We start from the raw sequence: 18,077 nt of genomic DNA, 5'->3' as shown, positions 1-18,077 counted from the left end.
TGGAAATTACTAGAGATATTATTGTGGGTTGGGGGTTAGGTGTCATTGCGAGGAGGCGAAGCCGACGTGGCAATCTCAGGAGTCTAAATTTCATGAGATTGCCACGCTCACTTTGTTCGCTCGCAATGACATGTTCTAATAAGAACGATCCAAAATAAACCTAATAATAGAAAATAAATATTCTTTATAAATATTTTGAACGGGGATTTTATGAAGCAAGCTAATAGCTTCATTTTCTAAGCTATTCAGATGATTTATAATATCCTTACTAATTTTATGCTTTACCATCAAATCACATACTTGCACAAATTCTTCCTTAGTACGATTATCTGACTTTATCATATTTTTAAGATGGGCTTTATCGTCTTTCTCTAATTTATCATATAAGAAGATTAGTGGGAGTGTCACTTTCCCCTCTAAAAAATCATCACCGATGTTCTTTCCTACCTGCTTATCATTGCCAAGATAATCAAGCAAATCGTCTATAACCTGAAATATAGTACCGAGTAATCTTCCAAACTCTTCCATATCTTTAGAAATATCATCACTCTGATTTGCTATGATAGCTCCAACAGAGCAAGAAGCACCAAATAATTCAGCAGTTTTAGACTTAACTATTTGCTGATATTCTTCTATATTTATAAGACGACGCTCGTTTAGCTTAACTAGCTGCACTACCTCACCTTCTGAAATTATCGCTGAAGCTTTTGCTAAAACATTCATAGATTTAATAGAGCCAGAAGCTACCATTAATTTAAATGATTGACTAAAAAGAAAATCACCGACTAAAATACTTGTTTTACTTCCCCAAATAACGTTAGCAGTTGGCTTAAATCTTCGGAGCGTACTGTCATCTACTACATCATCATGAAGTAGTGTTGCTGTATGAATGAATTCCACGGCACTAGCAAGCTTTAGATGACTATCGCCATTATAATCAAACATTTTAGCAGTTATGATAGTTAATAGCGGACGAATGCGTTTGCCACCTGCTGCCAGTAAATATTTACCGACTTTCTCTATTAACTCTTCATCACTTTTTAAACAGCTAATAATCAAGTTATTTAACTGTGTTACTTCATCTTTTAAATCTTGCTGTATTTTTACTATAATATCCATTATTTTGTAATCTCTTGCCACATAGTGTCATTAATATCTTGAAACCCTGGTAGCATACATTTTTCTAGTATTTTTTGATGTTCTTTAAAATCCGGTATTAGCTCCATGATTTTTTCTTTTAAATTATCACCTGCTTTAACTTCTTTTACTGCGGCTTGGTATAAAGACAAATAATATAAAGGTAGAATTGTATTTATATCATCTATAGTACCTATTTTAGTTTTATTTAAATCTGATAAATCAAAATTATATTCAAAACTAACATCAATTAAGTTAGAAGAATTTGGGTGATCGGAAATAGTTTTAAAAAAAGATATAAAAGCATTTTTATATATTGCTTTGCTTTTTTCCGAAAGATCTTTGTATATATAAGAGCTTAGTACCTCCATTATTTTAGGATAATTATTAGCTATGATATCACCCTTACTATAAGAATCTTTAAATATATTTACTAATGTTTCGTTTGTTATATTAAATCCTGTTCTATTTGAATACAAACTTAGAGCATTTATTTTAGCTCTAGTTAACTGATTTAACTCAGTAAATAAACTAGCATTTAATTTAAAATCATATTCTCGGTTTTCCAAAATACTAAAATCAAACTGCTGATTATTATCTAAAATATAGCTTAGTTTAGAGTTTAAATTTTTATATGACTCATTATCTGAAATTGTCAGCAGATAGTTTTGCCTGTCATAATATTTTCTTATAAAACTTAAGAAATTTGTTATAGAGTTTTGCTTTAGCTTAATTTTTGAATCTATCAAAAGACTAACATTATTATTACCTAAACCATCCAACTTACCTTTATATAGTAAATTAATGTTATTTTCAAAACTATTACTATTTATTTGTGCATTAGTAATTTTAATTGTTAAATCTTTGGCAAAGTCCTTAAAATTTGGGTTACCCGCAGTAACTAAAAAATTAGCTGAAAATTTAAAGTTATTATGCCATGCTAATCTGTATAATAACAGCCCTGCCGGAATTATTCTATCTTCAAGATCACTCTGTATTATTTCTGTATCATAATTAATTTCTAATTTTTGTGGTATATTATCAAGAAAATCTTGTTTACTTGTATAATACTTACTCTTATCAAATGCTAAAGTAAATAGAGTATGATCTTCTTCATATAGCGTTTTATTATCTACCAAATCAAAAATTTCTGCTTTATTTAAAGTAAATTTAATATCTTCTATAAAATTTATTATTTCAAAAAAATCCTTTTTCTCTTTTACAATTTTAAATAATCTAAGACTTAAAGGCATTTTTGCGGATAATATACAATTATCATTATAAAATTTTACTCCAAAGCCTCTCTCAATTGGTTTAAATCTGCCAACTGCCTCTCCTGAAAAATCTATAAATATTTGCTGCTTTAATAAATCATAACCAATATTTATAGGTGAGTTAAATTCGATTTTTCTATTAACACTTTCTTCTTGCCAATTAATAATTGAAACACCAAATTTAAAAGGAAAACCGTAAGGCTTAGCTTTAGAAAATTTAACAAAATATTGCTGAGAATCATCGATATTAAGATAAGTATCAGAATATTTTTGATTTATAGAATTTGATAAGGAAAATAGGATTGCAACCCACAATACGCCATAAGTTAATACAGCAAGAATAGATACAAAAAATATTATTTTTAAAGTTTTTTTCATTTCTTTAAATTTAAATTAAAGAAATATTTAATTTCATTCCTAGAGCAATCGCAGCACGATCAAGGGTATCAAGAGTAACATTAGGATTATTAGGGTTTAGAAGTCTATTTACGGCTGATCTACTAGTTTCCATTTTTTCAGCCATTTCTGTTTTTGTTATATGCTTTTGTTCCATAATTTGCTTTATTTGTTCAGCAAGAATACGCTTATGGGCTACTGCTGTAACTTCTTCTAATATTCCTATTTCATTAAGAAAATCATCAAAATTAGCACCAATATACTTTTGATTAAGTTTATTCACAATTCTACCTCTTTTTTTCTTTTAAATGCTAAATCTAACTCTTTGTTAGGAGTTTTTTAAGATTTTTTTTATAAATCCATGTAACAGGATCATTTCACTATCTACTATACAACAAAATACTCTTCCTATTTTACCATCATAAATTCGCAGAACTAAATGATGCCCCTCGCAGCAGAGCTACGAGGTATCTATCCAAAAAGCTTTAACTGTTTTTGTTGAAATGCTTTATAAGAAGGTTTGCCTGAACCTTGATTCTGTACATAATTACGTAATTTCTGCTCATCACCATGTTTACCTACTGTGCTCATAAAATATCCTTTACTCCAAAACTCACTTCCCCATAATTTTTCTTTAAGATTTGGATATTTCTCAAACATTTTCTTAGAAGTAATACTTTTTATGATTTGAGTTATTTTGGTTGGGCTATACATTGGTATTGACTGTAATAAAAAATGTACGTGATCTTTATCTACTCCTATTTCTAAAAATCTAATTTCATAACGATCTTCTATGTGCTCACAAATTTTACACAAATAATCATCTAGTTCTTGATTGAATATTACTCTTCTATACTTTGCCGGCGTTACTAAATGATATATTAGTACTGTGACATTATGACTCTTATGTATATAACTGCTTTCTTCCATTCAAGTAGTATATCACGAAGCAGAGCTTCGGGGAATTAAACCCTGAGAGATTAAAAGTTTTTTCATATGATTATTATAGTGAGTTTAGCGTCATAGCAAGGAGATGCATCACTTACACAACTCAGTATATTCCTTATTCAACTTTACAACATCCCAAATCCATAAGCTAATCATAACTATAAAAATTACTAATAGATATATTATTATAGAGTCAAAAGTAGCAGTAGGAATAATTATAAATATTAAGGACTGAATAAATGCACCGAGTGATTTACCAAATTTTGTGCCTATTACTTCTACAGCAGCTTTACCCTTGGTTCTAAGTTCAAGCGATAATGGGATATATGCCATTTCTTTTGTTGAATCAAAGAGTGAATATTTAGATGATTTACTCAGGATATTTTGAATTGCTCCGACAATTATTGCTGCATATAAAAGGTTAAAATTACCAAAACATGAACCTATTTCTTCGATAAAAATTATGAAAATAAAAAACATTAAACCTGTTATAGATAACATAATAGGTGTTAATAATGCAGAAACAAACCAACCGAGCCTTCTAAGAATATTGCTTCCTATGATCATGAAAGTGACGCATGATATGCCCATCAAAATATTAAATCTGCCCATAAAATGAACATAATCTATAGTACTTGGATATAGTTCTTTTACTTTTGCTTTCCAAGGTCCTTCTACAATATTAATCAATAAGCCATAGCAGATTATTAATAAGGCAATACGACCTATATATTTCGAGTTAATTACTAGCTTAATACTTTCCAAAACTGAAAGTTTAGTTTTGGTTTTAGCTTTAACTTTCTTTGAATCTAAAACATTTATAGAATCAGTCAAAATAAATTTATTTATTACTCTAAATAGCAGCATAGAGATAACACCCGCTGCAACAATTATTGACATAATAGGTTGTAGCATCTCTGTTGTTTGAGAGGTTAAATTAACTGATGCATCGAAAGAATTTGGTAATAATTCCGGATCTATTATTTTATTACCTGAGAAAAACACGAGTACACTACCTGCAAGTATTAGTCCCATATTACCAACCATACCAAGGACTGGATAAAATCTTTTTGCTTTATTAGTATCAAAAATATGGTTAGCAAACTGCCAAAACATTAAGTTTATAACTACAGCACTCCATAACTCAGCAAAGATATACATAAGCCCATAGCTCCATTTACTGGCTATTTTAATAAACCATTTGAAGTTAGGGTAAGATGTTATCAAGCTACTTATTATTTCATCATTAGGATGATAAGCTTCTTGATTTGGATAAATAATATAAGCAAAAAATAAGAAAAATAATAGAAAGCTACCAACTATAATGTAAAAAACATATTCGAAATTGAATTTATTACTGAGCTTAACGTAAAGTATTGTAAAGATCACGCATGAGGGCAATACTAACCATAATTTTAAAAAGCTAATAATCTCTGCTCCCATAGAGGGTACTACTAAGCTATCCTTTATAGAACGCAATGCTCCGAAATTGAAAAGAATACATAGCATCATTAATGCCATAGGTATGAAAAGCTTTAATTCCTTTCTTTCTATTGGCCAAATTATTTCCTTAACTTTTTCAAAAAAGGTTTTGGGCGGCAACATTTATATTGTAACCTTACATAAAAAATAATCGTGGCAAGCCACGGGGAATTTAACCCAACAGGGATTAAATTAAATTCTGTGAATCTTTTTAAATATTCATAGAATCTAAACTTTTAAATCTCTTACTCATTAAAGTCAATTAAAATCTTTATTGTCCCAAGGAGTAAACTCTCTATATCGCCAATAATATTTTTCAATTTCTTGATACTTTTCTAAAATATCTTTTGTCCATTTTATTTCCTCATTATTCCATGGTTTCTTTTGACCAGCATAATGCATAATGAAATATGAAAAATAAGTATCTCTATCTATAAAGTAGGTATAAAAATTCCATCTCATAGATAATGGATATATGTAATTATGAAAAGCAATATTTAATAAATCTTGATCAGGATAAGCAAAACTACATTTTGAATTATGCATTGCATCTAAAACCATATTCTTTGCTTGCTTTTCACGCATATTTTGTAGATTTAAAAATACTATACCACTATTTTTATAAAAATTATTTATTTTTCTATTACATTCTTCTTCTACTTTTAAAGTACAATAAGTAAGAGCCGTATCCATACTACCAGCAACTATATAGTTTGACATATCTAACTTTTTGAAAGAATTTAAATCACGCAACACAATAATGTCCGCATCCAGATATAATATAGACTCTAAATTTGGAAAGACTTGATCAAAATATAATCTATACATTATTAAAGGAGGCCACATCTCCGAAAATTCTATTTTTTTATTAGCTAAATTTAAGTCTAATACATTTTCAGGAAAAGGAACCAAATCTATAGAATAGTCCCTTATATGTTTCATAGAAGCTAATTTTTCCATTGATTCTTCTGTAAGCGAATCTTTCGGATTCATCACAATATGAAATTTATAAAAACTATCTAGATCACTATTTATTAAACTTGAAGCAATAACTGTTGCAGCATGCCGAGCAAACTTATCATTAATAATTAATAATTAATGCTATATCTAGTGTATTATCTTGTTTAATACCAGTTAACTTAATTACATTTTGTATTTCCTCTATGGCAAGCTTATAATCAAGCTTTATATCCTGCTCATTAAGTGAGGGTCTACCAAGTAGGTGAATCATGCTAAGCCTATACAAACATCTTGCTGTAAGCTCAGCTATATTAAGAGAAATTAGATTATTTAGAGCAGGAATTTCATCTTTTGTATAACCGCTAAAATATTTTATTAAGTCAGAATCATTTTTTATATTCAAATGTTCTTTTACTTCTTTTTCATAACCTGAAATTATTAATTTTGCTAAATTAATCACAGCATTTTTAGTATATAAAGTATCAAGACCATAACTACCATTTTTAATTGCTTTATATTGCTCTACTAAAGTCGCATCCTCACCAGCATATAGTTGCAGCAAACAATCATAACCTTTTGCGACTTCTAAACGTACCTTTCCATCTTCTATTTTAAAAGTACAAATTTTTTCTAATTTTACCTTATCTTTAACGCTTAGCGGCTTATCTTTCAACTGCTCAAGTGCTGAGTCAAAGTTGAATAGATCTTCACGCATAATACTATAAAGCTTTTGATAGCTATAGGTAGAGATATCTCTAATACAATAATTTTCTGAATGCATTTTATGATTACTCGTGAAAAATCCTATAACAACTATAAACATTATTAAAATTAGAAGAAGCAACAGAGGAATTTTAATGGTAGCAAAAATATTTTTTTTAGACCTTTTTTTAAACATTTAAATTTATAACTAATTAGTTTAAAAGAATTTATCAATTAATAAGAAAACTCGCAATAATTATATTAGATTATTTAGCTATTTTCATTTATTATTTATAATTCTAGGCGTTATTTATAACAATTAAAACAATATGTCACGCAGTTTATCTATTATTTGGTTATTTGGACTTATTAGCGGCTTTAATATAATGATTACCGGTAATACATTAAATTATTGGCTTGCTAAAGAGAATACAGCTTTGCAAACGATAGGTTTACTATCACTTATAACTTTGCCCTACTCTATCAATTTTTTATTTGCCCCAATTTTCGATAGTTTAAAGATTAAATATTTAGACAAAATTTTTGGTCATAGATTATCTTGGATTTGCTTAACTTCCATAGCCCTAGTATTTTTTGTATATATTTTAAGCTTTTTAAATCCTTTTGATAATTTATTATTATTTGCCTCTATCTCATTGATTATTTCATTTTTTAGCTCTATGCAAGATACTATATTAAGTGCTTTTAGGACAGAAATAGTTAATAAGGAATCTCTTGGTTTTGCTTCAGGAATATATATATTTGGTTACCGATTCGGTATGCTTCTTGCAAACTCAGGAGCTATATATTTATCTATATATTTAACGTTCAACGAAATATATAAAATTTTTGCAATTTTAATATTTATTTATCTTATTTTACTTATAGTTGGTGTAAAATATTGTAGAGTTAATCAAAATAAATATATAGAACAAACTACAAATAATAGTGATGGCGTTTTTGCTTTTATAAGGAATATTCTAAAACCGATAGGCTCTATCTCTTATATTATCCTCATATTAGTCTTCCTAATATTATATAGATTACCTGATAATTTTATTAATGTCATGATCAATCCGTTTTTACTTCATTTAAATTATGATGCTTTTGAAATAGCAAGTGTCGGGAAGTTTTGGGGAGTTATGGGTGCTATCGTTGGCGGATTACTCGGCGGTTTTATTATGAAGAAAAAGAATATATTAGATAGCATACTACTATTTGGTATTATTCATGCTTTAGCTCATATATTATTTATTATTCTTAAAATATACGGGAAAAATTCCACACTATTATTTATTACAATAGGAGCAGAAAGTATTACGGGTGGTATGACGATGACAGCTTACATTGCTTTTATCTCATCATTATGTCAAGACAAGTTTCGTGCTACGCAATATTCATTCTTTTCATCCATGATGGGTATTTCTAGATCAATTTTTCCAATAATTTCAGGTTATATAGTAGTAAATTTTGGCTGGCAAAATTTCTTTTTATTTACTACTATTATAACTATTCCATCTTTACTAGTATTATTAAAAATAAAAAATAAATTACAACAATGATGCTCCTCGCAGCAGAGCTACGAGGTATCTAAAAAAGTTTTAGTTGTTTCTTATGATATCACGAAGCAGAGCTTCGGGGAATTAAACCCTGAGAGATTAAAAACTTTAAAGATTTTCGTGATGCAATAACGGCAGCAATGGTAAAAACCTTCCCGTGTTAGCTATACTACTTGAATGGAAGAAAGCAGTTATATACATAAGAGTCATAATGTCACAGTACTAATATATCATTTAGTAACGCCGGCAAAGTATAGAAGAGTAATATTCAATCAAGAACTAGATGATTATTTGTGTAAAATTTGTGAGCACATAGAAGATCGTTATGAAATTAGATTTTTAGAAATAGGAGTAGATAAAGATCACGTACATTTTTTATTACAGTCAATACCAATGTATAGCCCAACAAAAATAACTCAAATCATAAAAAGTATTACTTCTAAGAAAATGTTTGAGAAATATCCAAATCTTAAAGAAAAATTATGGGGAAGTGAGTTTTGGAGTAAAGGATATTTTATGAGCACAGTAGGTAAACATGGTGATGAGCAGAAATTACGTAATTATGTACAGAATCAAGGTTCAGGTAAACCTTCTTATAAAGCATTTCAACAAAAACAGTTAAAGCTTTTTGGATAGATACCTCGTAGCTCTGCTGCGAGGAGCATCATTTGTTTGCAATGTCTATTGTATTAATGATTCAAATTCTTTAACTACTGCTTGATAGAGCTTACGTTTGAATGGAATAATAATTGATAGTAATTCATCAAGTGATGCCCAACGCCATTCGTCAAATTCTGGATTAAGAGTGTTTATATTAATATCTTCGTTAGTGCCAGTGAATCTAATTAAAAACCAGCGTTGTTTCTGTCCGCGAAAATTACCGTCCCATAATTTAGGAATTAAAAAACTTGGTACATCGTAACTATACCAGCATTTACTTTCGGCAATTATATATCCTTTGCTGCTTCCTATTTCTTCTAACATTTCACGCATAGCTGCAATACTTGGGGTTTCGCCAGGTACTATTCCACCTTGCGGCATTTGCCATGCAGAGATTTTAGTATCTATTCGCTTACCAACAAATATTTTATTATCGGCGTTTAATATCATCATACCAACGCCTGGTCTATAAGGTAATGCTAGATGTTTTTTAGAAGTTTTATTCATAGTTATAATTGTACAACTTTATTTTTACCAGTTGTTTTAGCTTCATACATAGCTTTGTCCGAGCGTTCAATAAAATCTTCAATTGACTCACCTTTTTTATATTCTGTCACCCCTATAGATACGGTCTTTTTTAAAGGTTCTTCTTGCTCGTCTATTTGAAAGTTCATGCTTTCTATTTTAACTCTAACTCGCTCTGCTGTATATATTGCTTGGTCAATATTTATATCATTTAAAAGTATAGTAAATTCTTCGCCACCAAATCTTGCTATTAAATCAGTTACTCTAAAGGTATTTTTTAAAATACGAGAAGTGGTTATTAAAACTTTATCTCCTGCTTGATGTCCATAAGTATCATTTACATGCTTAAAATTATCGATATCACACATAAGCAAATATAATTTCATGCCTTCTTTATTAGCCTTTTCAACCATCTGCTTAATATGTACATCGAAATAGCGGCGATTAAATAAACCTGTTAATCCGTCTTTAGCTGCTAAATTTACGCTTTGTTCTAAATCGTTACGTAAATTATCTTGATATTGCTTACGTCTTAATTGTGTTTTAATTCTTGCCGCTAGCTCACTTTCATCAATAGGATAAACACAATAATCATTAATGCCAAGCTCAAATCCTTTCATAACTAATTGCATTTGATTTTCGTTTCCGTTTTCATCTTCATAAATTTGTAAAATTAATATTACTCCACTTATTTCCGGTTTGCCTCTTAAAATAGCTCCTACTCTTAAAGGATCTTCATTTTCAAGAGTACTACTAATCACTATAAGATCAGGTTTATATTCATTTATAGTATCTGTCTCTTCAGAATTACTGATTACTTTTACGTTAGATGTAATTTTAAGCAACATTTGTTTTATGTTCTTAGCTTGTACTACATCATCGTTAATTAGCAATATTTTCTTATCTGCAAAATCATCATGTATTTCAACATTAATACCACCAAGTAATGCATTAGTACTATTACGAATTTTTAATTCATCAATTAAGCTTTTCATTCTTGATAATGATTTAATTCTTATAAAAAGAGCATTATCATTAATTGGCTTTGTCAAAAACTCATCTGCACCAGCCTCTAGCCCTTTAACACGATTATCAACATCAGAAAGAGCAGTTACCATTACTACCGGTATGTGGGTAGTTTCAGGATCAGATTTAATTTTTTTACATACTTCAAATCCATCCATCTCAGGCATCATAACATCAAGAAGTACTATATCTACTTTTTCTTTTTTTAAAATGTTTAATGCTTCTTTGCCGCTGCTCGCTTTAAAAACAGTATAATACTCATTTAAAAGCTTTGCTTCTAGTAATTTAATATTCGTTTCTATATCGTCTACTATTAATATGTTTGCACTCATAAGATTAAATTCTTGTTTTTAAAGGAAATAATTTGTATATTTATATTTTTTTAAAGTAAGTTTAAGTGTAATAATATATGAAAATTTCGGCAAATTCAATTAGAACAGGCAATATATTAGTTTATAATAACGATTTATGGGTGGTAAGCAAACAACCTGAGCATACCCAGCCTGGAAAAGGTGGTGCCTATGTGCAAGTTGAGATGAAAAATTTAAAGACTGGCACAAAACGTAACGAGAGATTTAGTTCTTCAGATCACTTAGAAAAAGCTGAACTTGAACAAAAAGATTATCAATTTTTATATTTTGAAGATAATAATATAGTGTTGATGGATAATCAGACTTTCGAGCAAATAAGTGTAGGCAAAGAAATTTTAGATGAAAAATTACCTTTTTTAACTGAAAATATGATTGTTAAAGTCGAATTTTATAATGAAAAACCTCTAAGTATTGAACTCCCTGCAACAGTTATATTAGAAATTATTGAAACTGATCCAGTAATAAAAGGAGCAACCGCAACCGCTTCGTACAAGCCAGCAACTCTTGCAAACGGGGTTAAGGTAAAAGTACCTCAATATTTAGAGATAGGCGAAAAAATTGTTGTTAAGACTGAGGATTTAACCTATGTTGAAAGGTCTAAGTAGTCTACTCGATGAACTTCAAAAATGAGTCTTTTGCAATGATTGTGTAAATTTTTGTTGAGCCTATATTAGAAGTCAATGATGCTCCTCGCAGCAGAGCTACGAGGTATCTAAAAAAGTTTTAGTTGTTTCTTATGATATCACGAAGCAGAGCTTCGGGGAATTAAACCCTGAGAGATTAATAAATCAGTATATGTAGCTTTAGGAATAGATTTATCTGGCAGAAAGGATATTTTAGGCTTATGGATAAGTGAGAATGAAGGAGCTAAATTTTGGCTTGGTAATTTTACTGAAATGAAGAATCGAGGAGTAAAAGATATCTTAATTGCTTGTAGTGATAATCTAACTGGTATGTCTGATGTTATTGCATCAGTATATCCGAAAACTGAACATCAAATTTGTATTGTCCATCAGATCAGGAATAGCCTCAAATATGTATCATATAAAGATAGAAAGCAATTAGCAGCGGATTTGAAACTAATCTATACTTCTGCTACTGAAAAAGAAGCAGAATTAGCTCTTGAGTCATTTGATCAAAAATGGAGTAAGCAATATCCGCATATAGCTAAATCTTGGTATAATAATTGGGATAATTTGATAATTTTCTTGCAATATCCAAAGGAGATTCGTAAGATTATTTACACTACAAATGCGATAGAATCGCTGAATAGCCAATTGAGAAAAGTTACTAAGAATAAACGCATCTTTCCAAATGATGACGCAGTATTTAAGGTTTTATATCTGACAATTGATTATATTACCAAAAAATGGTCTATGCCTATCCCCAATTGGAATGAAGCTATGGCTCATTTTATGATCAAATTTGATGGTAGAATTTAATGGTTCACGAAATTTACACAATTGATGAGACAGAGCCTCAAAAATTGGCTACGTCGTCCTACAAGTACTGTGGTGCTCACGTATTAAGTATACGCTCCGCTCCTCGTCTTGTGGACGCCTTGCTCTTTTTGAAGTTGATCTTCGTATACTGTTCTTATTTATTTGTTAATTATTAAAATTAAATGCAACCTATAACTAATTTATTAATTAATTCACTGCGTAAAGCGGTTAAATTTGTACATAGAGATTTTTTAGAGCTTGAAATGCTTCAAAAAAATCCTATTAGAAATGAAGAGTTTTGTAAGCGATCTTATTTAAGATTAAAAACTTTATTATGTGAAGAATTACAAAAACATACGAAATATTTATTTTTTCCTGAAGATCAATTTGATCCCAACAATAATTATGAAACTGTTTTTTTAGTCAATCCTATAGATAGTCCAAATAATTTTGCTAGAAGTCTTCCTTTTTTTGCTGTATCAATAACTTGTTTGAAGCAAAATCAAGATGGTCTAACACCTGTTTCTACTGTTATATATTTTCCGGTTCTTAATGAGGTATATTACGCTGAAAAGGGTAGAGGGGCTTGGGTAGAAAAAAATGATTTAGGCTCTAACCATAAAGGTCTAAGGTTAAGGGTTTCTGATAATGCTAATTTGGAAAATTGTCTAACAATTATTGAAGATTTAAAAAACAATAATTTTCAAGAGATTAATAACAGTAGAACTTTTGGTTCTTCTTGTTATGCAGCGATGCTTTTAGCATCAGGTAAGGCTGACTTAATATATTTACCATTATTAAATTTTACGCTATATTATTCTTTTGATCTTTTTATTAAAGAAGCAGGTGGTATAGTTGCAGATTCTAGTGATAAATTTATATATTCAAATCGTTACATTACTGGAGAATTAAAAAAATCTTAAGCAAAACATTATTTTAAATTTGCATTTTTAGCATTAAGATATAATAATTAAGCATATTAATTGTATCTGTAAGTGTATTATGAAAAAGTTTGACATTGATTGCGATTTTGGAGGACAAAAGTCTAAATTTACCATTTATATAGGTACACCACAAGATGGACATCACCCATTGCAGTTCCAATCAAAATGGTTATCAGATGAGAGAGGCGGTACTATTCCTGATGCTGTTATGGATGCAGTAAAACAGCTATATGATATTTCGAAAAAAAATAATGTATCGTTTGAAGATTTGTGTGTTTATGCTCTTGGTACTGCTCAAGAAGCTTACACCACAAGTAACGATGAAGATGAGACAGAAAGAGAGGATAATGATGATGAAGATAATAAAGCGAAACAAGCATAAATTGGAAGCTTGTGGATACTCGGTGTCATTCCGTGGCAGCATTGCTTGTGTGGATACCAAGTCATCTGAGCTACGCAAATGAAATGAGCGTGGCAATTCAGAAAAAATAATAACTATAGAGATTAAAATGAAACAATATAACGACTTATTTAAAATTATTCACCGTGAAGGTTACATATTTATTGCTAGTTTTGCATTAGTAAGCTTCTTACTTGCTTCTTTTAACGAAAAGCTTGGTTGTATGGGATTTATTGCTACTGCTTGGTGTATTTATTTTTTCCGTAATCCCGATCGTTTCGTACCGATAGGTAATGATTTGGTAATAAGTCCTGCAGACGGGGTAATTCAAGAAATCAAAGAAGCCTTACCACCGGCAGAGCTAGGGCTTGGTGATGTCGAAATGATTAGAGTTAGTATTTTCCTAAATATCTTTAACGTGCATGTGAATAGAATTCCAGCAAATGGTAAAATTTTAGCATTGCATTATAACCCTGGAAAGTTCTTTAATGCTTCTCTTGATAAAGCAAGTGTTTATAACGAACGTCAATCTGTATTAATGGAAACAGAGCAGGGACAGAAAATTGCTTTTGTTCAAATTGCAGGATTAATAGCAAGACGTATAGTTTGTGATCTAGAGGAAAGTAACGAAGTTAAAGCAGGCGAGCGATATGGTATAATTCGTTTCGGTAGTAGAGTCGATGTATATCTACCACTAAAAACTGCTTTATTAGTAAGTAAAGGACAAATTGCTATTGGTGGCGAAACTATCATTGCAGATTTTGGACGCAAAAAGACAGCTGAATTACAGTTTGAAAGAAAGTAGAAGCAACCGTCATTGCGAGGAGTGGCAAAGCCGCAACGTGGCAATCGAGTCTTTTGCAATGATTGTGTAAATTTTTGTTGAGCCTATATTAGAAGTAATTAAAAATATAGGTAACAGAAATGCAAATAGAGAAGAATAAAAAAATAAATGAAGCAATAGATTTGCTGATAGAAGGCGGAGTAGATTTAAAAACAGTACTAAGTCAGAATGGATTAATTAAGGAATTAACCAAGGGTATTTTAGAGCGAGCACTGCATGCTGAGATGTCAGAACATTTAGGTTATAGCAAGTATGATAGAGCTGAAACTGAGAATGCGAGGAATGGTAGTTTTAGTAAGAATCTGATTAGTGAGAATGGTACTATAGAGATAAATGTTCCAAGAGACAGACAAGGTAAATTTGAACCTATAATAGTCTCAAAGAAACAAACAAGAATAGATGGCTTAGACCAAAAGATAATATCCTTATATGCGAAGGGTATGAGTGTGTCTGATATTAAAACACAATTGCAAGAATTATATGGAGCTGAGATCAGTGAGAGCCTAATCAGCAGGATTACAGATGAAGTAATAGATGAGGTCAAGATTTGGCAGAGTAGACCTCTTGAATCAGTATACCCTATAGTATATTTTGACTGTTTAGTAGTGAAAGTAAGACAAGATAAACTTATTATTAATAAATCAGTATATGTAGCTTTAGGAATAGATTTATCTGGCAGAAAGGATATTTTAGGCTTATGGATAAGTGAGAATGAAGGAGCTAAATTTTGGCTTGGTAATTTTACTGAAATGAAGAATCGAGGAGTAAAAGATATCTTAATTGCTTGTAGTGATAATCTAACTGGTATGTCTGATGCTATTGCATCAGTATATCCGAAAAATGAACATCAAATTTGTATTGTCCATCAGATCAGGAATAGCCTCAAATATGTATCATATAAAGATAGAAAGCAATTAGCAGCGGATTTGAAACTAATCTATACTTCTGCTACTGAAAAAGAAGCAGAATTAGCTCTTGAGTCATTTGATCAAAAATGGAGTAAGCAATATCCGCATATAGCTAAATCTTGGTATAATAATTGGGATAATTTGATAATTTTCTTGCAATATCCAAAGGAGATTCGTAAGATTATTTACACTACAAATGCGATAGAATCGCTGAATAGCCAATTGAGAAAAGTTACTAAGAATAAACGCATCTTTCCAAATGATGACGCAGTATTTAAAGTTTTATATCTGACAATTGATTATATTACCAAAAAATGGTCTATGCCTATCCCCAATTGGAATGAAGCTATGGCTCATTTTATGATCAAATTTGATGGTAGAATTTAATGGTTCACGAAATTTACACAATTGATGAGACAGAGCCTGGCAATCTCAGGAAAATTCTACTTTATGAGATTGCCGCACTCGCTCCGCTCGCTCGCAATGACGTTATAATATCATAAACCATATTTTCTTGAGTATCTGCATTGTTAAAAATTCGTAAAACTATAATATCTAAACCTGTACCTATAATAAAATTAATACCAAACTTTGTAACTCTGCTTGGTTTAGTAACTGGTGTGAGTTCAGTAAAATTTGCATTAGATAGTAAATGGGAAATTGCCGTGTATTGTATTATAGTAGCAGCAATTATTGATGGCATTGATGGAAGAATCGCAAGGATGCTAAATGCTACTAGCCCATTTGGTGCAGAACTTGATTCTTTATGTGATTTTGCTAATTTCGGTATAGCACCTGCTTATTTAATATATTTATGGTCTTTCCAGCAATATGAGTATAAAGTATTTTCTTCAGCAGTAATGTTACTATTCATAGTATGTATGGCTCTACGTCTTGCTAGGTTTAATGTTGGTATTTATCAGCCAAAACAAGATAAAAAACCTGAGCATTTCTTTACAGGTGTACCTGCCCCTTGTGGTGCTTTACTTGCCTTAGTTCCTGTAATGATAGATTTTGAAATCGGTACATTATTGAATATAAATGTTCGTATTCATACTATAACAATTAATATATATTTAGCTATAATAGCCTTTCTGCTTGCTAGCAGACTTCCTACAATTTCAACAAAAAATCTAAGTATCCAGCCTGAATATTTATCGCTTGCAATGATTTTATTTGCTGTTGTTATCATAAATCTTATAATATATCCATGGTATGCATTGCCATTTATTGCAGTTATATATATTCTGTCTATCCCGTTTTGTTATTTCTTAAAACATAAATTTAATAACAATTAATTATGCTTGATGTATTAAAACAAAATATTCAAAAATATAAAAACCACCCATTTGCTAAATATATATTCATTGTAGCATTTATAGTAATAATTTACTCGGGTTATAAAATTTATGTTTGGGTAAATACAGAATCAACAGATAATGCTTATATTGATGCTGATATTTCAGATGTTAGTGCTGAAATTAATGGGGTTTTAACTAATCTATTAGTGACTAATAATACAAAAGTTAGTAAAGGCGATTTAATCGGCGAAATCGATGATAGAGACTATAAAGCCAAGCTTGCAGCACTTGAGGCATCTATTGGAGCTTCAGAAAAAAATATAGAGATTATTGATCAAAAAATATCTATAGGGCAGAACCAACTAGAACAGTCAGGCGAAAAACTAAAACTTGCCGCAACAAGTTTTAATATTGTTTCAACTGATTTTACTAGGGTACAAGAGTTAAATAAGGCAAAATTTGTCAGTATTAAAGCGTTGGACGATTCTAAAAATGCTTATCAAAAAGCAAAAACTGATTATAAACAAGCACAGCTAGATATAGATATCTCTAAGCAAAACTTACAGCTACTTGGGCTTGAAAAAGCTGCAGAACAAGAAAAGCTAAAAGAATTAGAAGCAAATAAAAAAATTACCTTACGGAGCTTGGAGAACACTAAACTTATTGCTGCGGTATCTGGTGTATTTGGTAATAGTAGTTTAGAAATGGGAAGTTATATAACGCCTGGTAGAGCCTTATTTTCCATAGTACAAGATAATTCAATGTATATTCAGGCTAATTTCAAGGAAACTCAAATTAAGAAATTTCAACCGGGTATGAAAGTAGAAATCCAATTTGATGCTATTCCTAAGAAAACATTTTATGGAAAAATCCGTAATATTTCCCCTGCTACCGGTTCTAAATTTACCTTAATCCCACCCGATAATGCCACCGGTAATTTTACTAAAATAGTGCAGCGTGTACCTGTTTTAATTGATTTTGATGCACCTGTTGCCAATCTCATCCCAGGTATGTCAGTAATCGTATCTATCAGAACTGACCAGAAGATGTCTACTCGATGAACTTCAAAAATTAGCTATAGTTCTATTAAGTACGCAGATAGCCATGTAATGATGCTCCTCGCAGCAGAGCTACGAGATATCTATCCAAAAAGCTTTAACTGTTTTTGTTGAAATGCTTTATAAGAAGGTTTGCCTGA

At 30.4% G+C, this 18,077-nt stretch carries 16 protein-coding genes and 2 pseudogenes; 10 read left to right on the top strand and 8 right to left on the bottom strand.

Translation table 11 applies throughout. The features are described from left to right. Positions 1-135: 135 nt before the first annotated feature. The 6 genes and pseudogenes from AAHI98_RS06685 to AAHI98_RS06660 form a co-directional block, all read right to left on the bottom strand. Positions 136-1,119, bottom strand: a complete 984-nt coding sequence (locus AAHI98_RS06685; protein WP_342225531.1) for a polyprenyl synthetase family protein — start codon at positions 1,117-1,119, stop codon at positions 136-138. Then, positions 1,119-2,789 (bottom strand): hypothetical protein, encoded by a 1,671-nt coding sequence (locus tag AAHI98_RS06680; protein ID WP_342225431.1) that lies wholly within the window; start codon positions 2,787-2,789, stop codon positions 1,119-1,121. Before AAHI98_RS06680 ends, AAHI98_RS06685 begins: the two co-directional genes overlap by 1 nt. A 10-nt stretch (positions 2,790-2,799) precedes the next feature. Then, a complete protein-coding gene (locus tag AAHI98_RS06675) occupies positions 2,800-3,090 on the bottom strand; it encodes a helix-turn-helix domain-containing protein (protein ID WP_342225430.1) in 291 nt (96 codons plus the stop codon). A gap of 188 nt (positions 3,091-3,278) precedes the next feature. Continuing rightward, complete coding sequence (gene tnpA, locus AAHI98_RS06670) at positions 3,279-3,737, bottom strand: IS200/IS605 family transposase (protein WP_342224823.1); 459 nt, start codon at positions 3,735-3,737, stop codon at positions 3,279-3,281. A gap of 108 nt (positions 3,738-3,845) precedes the next feature. Then, positions 3,846-5,360 (bottom strand): nucleotide exchange transporter Tlc3, encoded by a 1,515-nt coding sequence (gene tlc3, locus AAHI98_RS06665; protein WP_342225429.1) that lies wholly within the window; start codon positions 5,358-5,360, stop codon positions 3,846-3,848. A gap of 135 nt (positions 5,361-5,495) precedes the next feature. Further along, positions 5,496-7,095: pseudogene (locus AAHI98_RS06660) on the bottom strand (glycosyltransferase family 8 protein). 133 nt (positions 7,096-7,228) lie between these two features. Between AAHI98_RS06660 and AAHI98_RS06655 the strand changes: the two are divergent. Continuing rightward, the gene (locus AAHI98_RS06655) at positions 7,229-8,461 is read left to right on the top strand and encodes an AmpG family muropeptide MFS transporter (RefSeq protein WP_342225428.1); all 1,233 of its coding nucleotides are present in this window, start codon (positions 7,229-7,231) and stop codon (positions 8,459-8,461) included. Positions 8,462-8,635: 174 nt separating this feature from the next. Next, positions 8,636-9,094, top strand: coding sequence for an IS200/IS605 family transposase (gene tnpA, locus AAHI98_RS06650; protein ID WP_342224823.1), 459 nt, complete (start codon positions 8,636-8,638; stop codon positions 9,092-9,094). A 45-nt stretch (positions 9,095-9,139) separates the two neighbouring features. Here tnpA (AAHI98_RS06650) and AAHI98_RS06645 read toward each other — a convergent pair whose 3' ends face one another. Next, entirely contained in the window at positions 9,140-9,625 is a 486-nt protein-coding gene (locus AAHI98_RS06645; RefSeq protein ID WP_011477635.1) for an RNA pyrophosphohydrolase, read from the bottom strand. Positions 9,626-9,627: 2 nt separating this feature from the next. Then, positions 9,628-11,001: a PleD family two-component system response regulator gene (locus AAHI98_RS06640; protein WP_342225427.1), complete on the bottom strand. Its 1,374-nt coding sequence runs from the start codon at positions 10,999-11,001 to the stop codon at positions 9,628-9,630. A 77-nt stretch (positions 11,002-11,078) separates the two neighbouring features. Between AAHI98_RS06640 and efp the strand changes: the two genes are divergently transcribed. From efp to AAHI98_RS06600, 8 genes and pseudogenes are all read left to right on the top strand, one after another. Beyond that, positions 11,079-11,645 (top strand): elongation factor P, encoded by a 567-nt coding sequence (efp, locus tag AAHI98_RS06635; RefSeq protein WP_342225426.1) that lies wholly within the window; start codon positions 11,079-11,081, stop codon positions 11,643-11,645. Between the two features lie 177 nt (positions 11,646-11,822). After that, positions 11,823-12,482, top strand: a pseudogene (locus AAHI98_RS06630) (IS256 family transposase); the annotation flags it as partial. A 182-nt stretch (positions 12,483-12,664) separates the two neighbouring features. After that, complete coding sequence (locus AAHI98_RS06625; protein WP_342225425.1) at positions 12,665-13,405, top strand: inositol monophosphatase family protein; 741 nt, start codon at positions 12,665-12,667, stop codon at positions 13,403-13,405. A gap of 79 nt (positions 13,406-13,484) precedes the next feature. Beyond that, on the top strand, positions 13,485-13,808 hold the full coding sequence (locus tag AAHI98_RS06620; protein WP_342225424.1) for a DUF2610 domain-containing protein: 324 nt from the start codon (positions 13,485-13,487) through the stop codon (positions 13,806-13,808). A gap of 127 nt (positions 13,809-13,935) precedes the next feature. Continuing rightward, positions 13,936-14,631 (top strand): phosphatidylserine decarboxylase, encoded by a 696-nt coding sequence (locus AAHI98_RS06615; protein ID WP_342225423.1) that lies wholly within the window; start codon positions 13,936-13,938, stop codon positions 14,629-14,631. Between the two features lie 119 nt (positions 14,632-14,750). Then, entirely contained in the window at positions 14,751-15,965 is a 1,215-nt protein-coding gene (locus AAHI98_RS06610; protein ID WP_342225422.1) for an IS256 family transposase, read from the top strand. 140 nt (positions 15,966-16,105) lie between these two features. Further along, a complete protein-coding gene (locus AAHI98_RS06605; protein ID WP_342225421.1) occupies positions 16,106-16,876 on the top strand; it encodes a CDP-alcohol phosphatidyltransferase family protein in 771 nt (256 codons plus the stop codon). A 2-nt stretch (positions 16,877-16,878) separates the two neighbouring features. After that, on the top strand, positions 16,879-17,940 hold the full coding sequence (locus tag AAHI98_RS06600; protein WP_342225420.1) for an HlyD family secretion protein: 1,062 nt from the start codon (positions 16,879-16,881) through the stop codon (positions 17,938-17,940). Positions 17,941-18,077 lie beyond the last annotated feature (137 nt).

This window comes from Rickettsia endosymbiont of Urophora cardui, from assembly GCF_964030725.1.
Taxonomy (GTDB): domain Bacteria; phylum Pseudomonadota; class Alphaproteobacteria; order Rickettsiales; family Rickettsiaceae; genus Rickettsia.
The sequence above is the reverse complement of the archived record's forward strand: the minus strand, read 5'-3'. Positions and strand labels throughout refer to the sequence as shown.

Bases quoted from the DNA above. Each gene is read 5' to 3' on its own strand.
- AAHI98_RS06615 (WP_342225423.1), top strand. From the start codon at position 13,936: ATGAAACAATATAACGACTTATTTAAAATTATTCACCGTGAAGGTTAC.
- tnpA (WP_342224823.1), bottom strand. From the start codon at position 3,737: ATGGAAGAAAGCAGTTATATACATAAGAGTCATAATGTCACAGTACTA.
- AAHI98_RS06625 (WP_342225425.1), top strand. From the start codon at position 12,665: ATGCAACCTATAACTAATTTATTAATTAATTCACTGCGTAAAGCGGTT.
- tnpA (WP_342224823.1), top strand. From the start codon at position 8,636: ATGGAAGAAAGCAGTTATATACATAAGAGTCATAATGTCACAGTACTA.
- AAHI98_RS06645 (WP_011477635.1), bottom strand. From the start codon at position 9,625: ATGAATAAAACTTCTAAAAAACATCTAGCATTACCTTATAGACCAGGC.
- tlc3 (WP_342225429.1), bottom strand. From the start codon at position 5,360: ATGTTGCCGCCCAAAACCTTTTTTGAAAAAGTTAAGGAAATAATTTGG.
- AAHI98_RS06610 (WP_342225422.1), top strand. From the start codon at position 14,751: ATGCAAATAGAGAAGAATAAAAAAATAAATGAAGCAATAGATTTGCTG.
- AAHI98_RS06620 (WP_342225424.1), top strand. From the start codon at position 13,485: ATGAAAAAGTTTGACATTGATTGCGATTTTGGAGGACAAAAGTCTAAA.
- AAHI98_RS06680 (WP_342225431.1), bottom strand. From the start codon at position 2,789: ATGAAAAAAACTTTAAAAATAATATTTTTTGTATCTATTCTTGCTGTA.
- AAHI98_RS06685 (WP_342225531.1), bottom strand. From the start codon at position 1,119: ATGGATATTATAGTAAAAATACAGCAAGATTTAAAAGATGAAGTAACA.
- AAHI98_RS06600 (WP_342225420.1), top strand. From the start codon at position 16,879: ATGCTTGATGTATTAAAACAAAATATTCAAAAATATAAAAACCACCCA.
- AAHI98_RS06655 (WP_342225428.1), top strand. From the start codon at position 7,229: ATGTCACGCAGTTTATCTATTATTTGGTTATTTGGACTTATTAGCGGC.
- efp (WP_342225426.1), top strand. From the start codon at position 11,079: ATGAAAATTTCGGCAAATTCAATTAGAACAGGCAATATATTAGTTTAT.
- AAHI98_RS06640 (WP_342225427.1), bottom strand. From the start codon at position 11,001: ATGAGTGCAAACATATTAATAGTAGACGATATAGAAACGAATATTAAA.